The organism is Arhodomonas sp. KWT, from assembly GCF_010993615.1.
Genome location: NZ_WNXE01000151.1, coordinates 1 through 5,938, shown reverse-complemented (window position 1 = coordinate 5,938; position 5,938 = coordinate 1). Strand labels below are relative to the sequence as shown.

Sequence of the window (5,938 nt, the reverse complement as noted above, 5' to 3'; positions counted from 1 at the left end):
GCTACCAGGCGGGATGTTGGTCGCCGGGAGCAACCAACCTGCAACACCGCGGGCCCCTCTCCCTTCACGGGAGAGGGCTTGGGGAGAGGGTGCGCCGCCGGTCGCCCGGCGACGCTAGTCACGTTGTATCCACTGCCGCTGGAAGGCGGCGGCCACGCCGGCCGCCATGAGCAGGACGATGACGGTGCGGCTCGACGTGTCGTCGATCTGTATCGCCAGCCCCAGCATCACCAGGACGGCGGCATTGGCCCCGAGCATGGCCAGGACCCACGACGTCGGCCATATCCGGTCCCGCGCCAGGACGATGAACTGATAGAGCACGCCGACAACCACCGCCGCAAACAGCGCCATTCCGACCAGACCGAACCCCACGGCCACCGCCCCGTACAGCGTGTTGTACTCGCGGAAGGCGGACAACGGTCCGTCGAACTGGCGCGGCGACATCCGCGCCCAGCCGAACACCGGCCGCTCGGCAATGCGCTCCGCCGCGCCCTGCCACAGCTGCAGCCGCCGGCCCGTGGATGGATCCAGCGCCCGCGCCTGCTCCACTTCGCCGCCGAAATACAGCGCCGCGGCCTGGATCGGCTCGGCCAGATCGTCCCGCCACGGGCCACTGCCGGTGATCACCACCTCCCAGGCCCCCAGCCCGACTACCAGGAACATGACCACCCCGCCGGCCAGCCCGAGCCACTGACGGCGATCCACGCCGTAGGCGATCGCGCCGAGGCCGATCACCAGCGCCCCGGCCAGCGCCCCCACCCAGCCGGTGGTGTAGCGCGAACCCACGAGCACGGTGATCACCGGCACGCTGAGCACCACGCACACGGCAAGGGTAAATACCGGCCGCCAGCCACGGCCCAGGCGGTGGACCGCAGCGATCATGCCACCCAGCAGCAGCATCAGGATCACCGCCCCAAGAAAGCCCGATGTCGACGCCGAGCCCCAGGCGGCCGGGTCGCTGAGCACGCCGGCGTTGAGCTTGCCCCAGTTCGCCTGGGCGACGAATGCCACCGCACCGCCGGCCACGAGCGACATCAGCATCCAGACCCATTGCGCACGCGCCCCCGCCAGCCACCACCCCACCGGCAGACTGATCAGCCCGGCCACCCGGACGAGATGATCCCAGGACGGCGTACCGTCCACCGGCGCGCCGCCGATCAGCGCGCGCGCCACGATATAGCCGGTGAGCGCGAGCATCAGCCACGTGAGCACCAGTCGGCGGGCGTCCCGCCAGAAGGCCGGCAACGCCATTGCCGTGGCGGCGAGCACGAGCCCGAGACCTATATTCATTCCTGCCCGGGAGAAAGGCAGGCAGAAGATGGCGAGGTAAATCCCGAACAGCGCGATGGAACGGCGCCAGCCGTTCACCGGTGGATGCATGATCACCCGCACCGCCCCGACGCTCCCGAAGGGGCCGTGCCCCCCTTCCCAGCCAGCGTGGAGCCGGCGCAACGCCCGCATCGTGTACCAGGCATGGCGGATGAACACGTAATGAAGCACGACCACCGCCACCAGCCCGACGAGCAGCAGCCAGTCCGGCATGCCCGCGAGCCCGCCAAGCACGCCGATCGCCCCGAACGCCGCGGCGATCAGCACGAGACAGGCGCTCGTCTGCCCCGGGGTATAGCCGGCCCGCAGGAAGATGTGATGCAGGTGCTCCCGATCCGCGGCGAAGGGGCTCTGGCCCTTGCACAGCCGGCGAATCATGAGACTGACGGTGTCCACCACCGGCAGGGCCAGTACCCAGCCGTAGGCCACGGGGGAGAGCACGGAGTCCTGCGCCTGGGAGAGCTCGATCACGATCCAGCCCACCGCGAGTCCGAGGCTCATGCTGCCGGCGTCTCCGAGGAAGACACTCGCCCGGCACCGCCACGGCAGGCGCATGTTGAACGCGAGGAATCCCGCCACGCCCCCCATCAGCGCCACGATGACCAGCGATACCGCCCCGGCCTCCTGGAGACCGGCCACGAACAGCAGCCAGCCGAGCATCACGAACACCACCCCGCCGACGAGGCCGTCCAGCCCGTCGAGCATGTTCGTGGCGTTGATCAGCCCCACGAGGGCAAACAGGGTCAGGGGGATGGCCCAGGTCGCCAGGACCAGATCGCCCACCAGGGGGAAGCCGCCGACGTGACGCAGCACCTGGTCGCCGGAGGCCACCACCACCGCGGCGGCGGCGGCCTGTAGAAGGAGCTTGCTGGTGCTGCGCATGTCACGGATGTCATCCAGGACGCCCCCGAGCAGCAGCAGCGCCATGGCCGTGAACAGCGCCCCTCTGGACGCCAATGGCCCCGGAACCGCGGCCACCGCGACCAGAAAGCCACCGAACACGCCGATACCGCCTATGAGCGGCACCGGCGCGGCATGGCGCTTGCGCCCACCCGGCCGGTCGATCAGACCGATACGCCTGGCGTATGGCCGAAGCAGCGCGATCAAGCCACTCGCCCCGACAAGGGCGAGAAACGCGACCACCAGCAATTGAAGGGGCGACGGCTCCAGACTCATAGGTCGCGATCAGATCCGGCTGACGGCCCGTTCCGAGACCACCACACGCTGCGCCCGACGCATGAATTCGAGGAGTACGACGACCCGCTCCTCGCCGCTTCGGGCCTGGAACACCGCCTCGAAGCCGGCAAAAGGGCCGGAGTCGATGTGCACGTGTTCGTTGGGGCGGAAATCGCTACTCGCGGCGACGGGATCGATGGCGCCATGCTCGTCGCACCGCACTCGCAGGCCCTCGACGACCGGATCCGGCACCGACGGGACGTGGTCGCCCCAGCGAACGAGCCCGGCGACGCCCCGGGTCGAGCGGATCGGCGTCCAGCATTCGTCGACGTCGTCCAGGCGGACGAACAGATACCGCGGAAACAGCGATTCCGTACACCAGGCCATTCCGCCGGCACGGCGGCGCCGAACCCGCGTGACCGGGCGAAACACCTCATAGTCCTGATTGCGCAGATGCGCTTCCGCGCGCGCATCCTCGCGGGGCTTGCAGTGGATGACGTACCAGCGCTTCATGTCGTCTCCGCCTCATGCGTATGGCACGTCATGCCCCGCCACACCCCCTATCGAATTCTCGTCCATTCGAGAAGGGCATGCGCCGCCTTGGCGCCGGACGGCTCTCCTGCGCCGACATCAGGTCTCCCGCATGTGCGCATTGGCGCGGCTGACGAACTCGACACCGAACGCCGCGAAGACGCCGAGCATCAGGCCCAGAATGGCACCCAGCACGACGATCACCGCCGAAGAGGGCCCCTGAGGACTGTCGGAACGGCGTGGCGGTGCCGCCAGTCGGGTACCGGTGATCGCCGCGAGCTGCTCGGCCAGCAGGGCGACCTCCTCCTCCCGGGACGCCACGTCGTCGCGGGCCGTATCGAGCCGCCCGTCGAGGTCGTCGCGGCGCCGTGGCAGGTCGGTATTGAGGGTGGTGCGCAGGTCATCCAGGCGCTGACGCTTGAAGATGATCTCGTTGTCCAGCAGGCGCCGTACCGCACTCACGGCGTCCTGTGAGTCGGCGATCTCCCCCGGACGCACCGCCTCCAGGTCGCCCAGTGCCTGCTGCTGCATTTCGATCTCCCGTGTCAGACGTGCGGCCTGCTCATCGAGCATCTTCTGACGCGCCTGGAGTTCATCGACCGAGTTGCGCGCGGTAGTCAGCCGCCGCTGTGCGCGGGACTGTTGCTGACGCAACCGGTTACGCAGACGTTCCGTGACCGAGGCATGGACCTTGGTCAGCCGCGCCACCGCGTCCTTCATGAGGGCCGTGTAGGCGTCGGCACGGGCCTCCGTCCCCTCGCCGCTGAGGCGCACGAGGTCCGCATCGCCGGCCGCGTTTGCCTTCACCTTCGGCGCAGGGTCCTCCGGATGCGCCTCGCTCCAGGCGGACGTCGCCTGGGGGATATAGATATCGTTGAACCGGGCCGCCACCGCCGACGGCTTCTCGATGGGAGTCGTACCATCTGCCTGGGAGGCGATCTCCACCAGGGCACGATATTCGTATACCGGCACGCGTGACAGGGCGTACGCCACCGCCGCGAGCAACACCACGACAGTGACGCCGAACAGCCATACGCGGCGGCGTATCAGCACGGCCCACAGATCCAGCAGGCTGATCTCGTCGTCAGTGTAGGTGGACCAATCCGTTCCATCGGAACGTTGGGCGACAGGGCGAGGGGGCTGGTCGCTCATGGTTCTGGCAGCTTTCCGATACTGTTGCGGGTAGTTATCTCAGTCGGAGCGGGACGATACCACAGCCCTGTGACGCCCCGGCTCACGGCCCGCAATCTAACATCACACGGTGACTGAACTCACACTATATAGTGCGAGAAAGACACACATTAGGGGCATTCTGTAGAATTATCGTCTCCGGTCCCGGAAGTGTCGGGGCTTCCCAACAGACTGACCAAAAAAGGCGCCGAACCAGCTCCGGGACGCGCTCCGCACGCATTGACGGGCGCCATGGCGCTGCATACCGCCCCCCTTTCCAGAACCCGGCTCATGGGAGAATTTCGGCGGCGTTTAACGCTCCCGGTATGCCTGAGCACTGTGCCCCGCTTCGGCGACAACCACCCGGTCGCGTCCCGCCGACTTGCCGTCGTAGAGCGCGGCATCCGCGCGGTTGAGGGCTGGCTCGATGTCGTGCTCATCGGGTTGGACCAGGGAGACACCGACGGTCGCCGTGAGCGCGAGCGGGCCGGCAGGGCTGGCCACGGGGTCCCGGGCAATCGACTCGCGCAGCCGTTCCGCCACCTCCCGGGCACCGTCGAGACTGGTCCGCGGCAGGAGCACCACGAACTCCTCACCACCGAAACGGCCGATGATATCCGGCTCGCGCAGTACACCGGCGCACCGGGCGGCAAAGGCCACGAGCGCCGCGTCGCCGACCGAGTGTCCGTACCGGTCGTTAATCGACTTGAAGTGGTCCACGTCGATCATGCACACGGCCGTATCACCATCGCCACGCCGGCGATCGCGCAGCACTTCGGCGGCCAGCTCGAAGAAACGCCGGCGTGAGCACAGGCCGGTCAGCTCGTCTTCCCGGGCGAGGCGCTCGAAGCGTTCCTGCAGCCGCTGGCGTTCGGCTATCTCTCTGAGCAAACGGGCATTCGCCAGACGCTCCTCCCGCAGCAGCGCGAACTGCTCACGACGCAGATACGCCAGTCGCATCGCCGTAAGCAGTCCCACCGTATTGGCCAGGACCAGCAGAAGCACCACCGTGGGAACCAGCCGCGCGTGTCCCGGCGCCCATACCAGTAGCGCGGCAACGAACCCCACCCCGAGGAACTGACTCTGCGCGAACATCCAGGGCACCCGGTTGGGGATGAACAGGTAGATGGATATAACCACGACCATCAACGCGGGAATCTGAGTGTTGAGCGTTTCCGGGCGTATCGGCACCAGCAGAATCACCACGGTCATGGCCATCGCCAGGACCGTATTCACCGGCCACGTTCTGTCAGCCAGTTGCGGGCGTATATGAACGGCAACCACGACGGCCACGGCGAACACCACCATTATGACCCGCAGGCCAAGCAGCACCGCCAGGCGGGGACCACTCCCGAGCAACGCGTAATCTGAGAAACCGAACGCCAGAAACAGCGCCGCCCCCGCCAGCAGCGACGTACGTAGCTGCGTCGCCGTGGTATCACGGACATAACGCCGATACCGCCACTCCTGGCGGCGGTTGACGAACTCGCCCGTCCACCGGGAAATAGCGTGCCGTGATGATAACCCCGTCATGATTTCGGACTTCTACCGTGTAGCACACATCGGCGCAACAACGGTATCGATCGTCGCCGCAAGCCGGCGCCACACATCGACCGCCTGCGGTGTCCGACTACACGAACGGCCGATATGGCAAGAATGTTGGCTGCCAGGAGCAGCCAACCTACAAGCGCCCCCGCGCGACCAGCGCCGCGCTCTCCACGGGGGTGTCCCG

The 5,938-nt window shown here is 67.4% G+C and carries 4 protein-coding genes; all 4 read right to left on the bottom strand.

What is annotated here, in order from left to right; genetic code table 11:
* Window positions 1–114: 114 nt before the first annotated feature.
* Complete coding sequence (locus G7A99_RS15390) at window positions 115–2,505, bottom strand: MraY family glycosyltransferase (RefSeq protein ID WP_163141701.1); 2,391 nt, start codon at window positions 2,503–2,505, stop codon at window positions 115–117.
* 9 nt (window positions 2,506–2,514) lie between these two features.
* Entirely contained in the window at window positions 2,515–3,018 is a 504-nt protein-coding gene (rfaH, locus tag G7A99_RS15385) for a transcription/translation regulatory transformer protein RfaH (protein WP_163141698.1), read from the bottom strand.
* A gap of 117 nt (window positions 3,019–3,135) precedes the next feature.
* Window positions 3,136–4,188 carry a Wzz/FepE/Etk N-terminal domain-containing protein gene (locus tag G7A99_RS15380; protein WP_163141695.1) on the bottom strand — a complete coding sequence of 351 codons (1,053 nt, stop codon included), beginning with the start codon at window positions 4,186–4,188 and terminating at the stop codon, window positions 3,136–3,138.
* Window positions 4,189–4,518: 330 nt separating this feature from the next.
* The gene (locus G7A99_RS15375; protein WP_163141692.1) at window positions 4,519–5,739 is read right to left on the bottom strand and encodes a GGDEF domain-containing protein; all 1,221 of its coding nucleotides are present in this window, start codon (window positions 5,737–5,739) and stop codon (window positions 4,519–4,521) included.
* Window positions 5,740–5,938 lie beyond the last annotated feature (199 nt).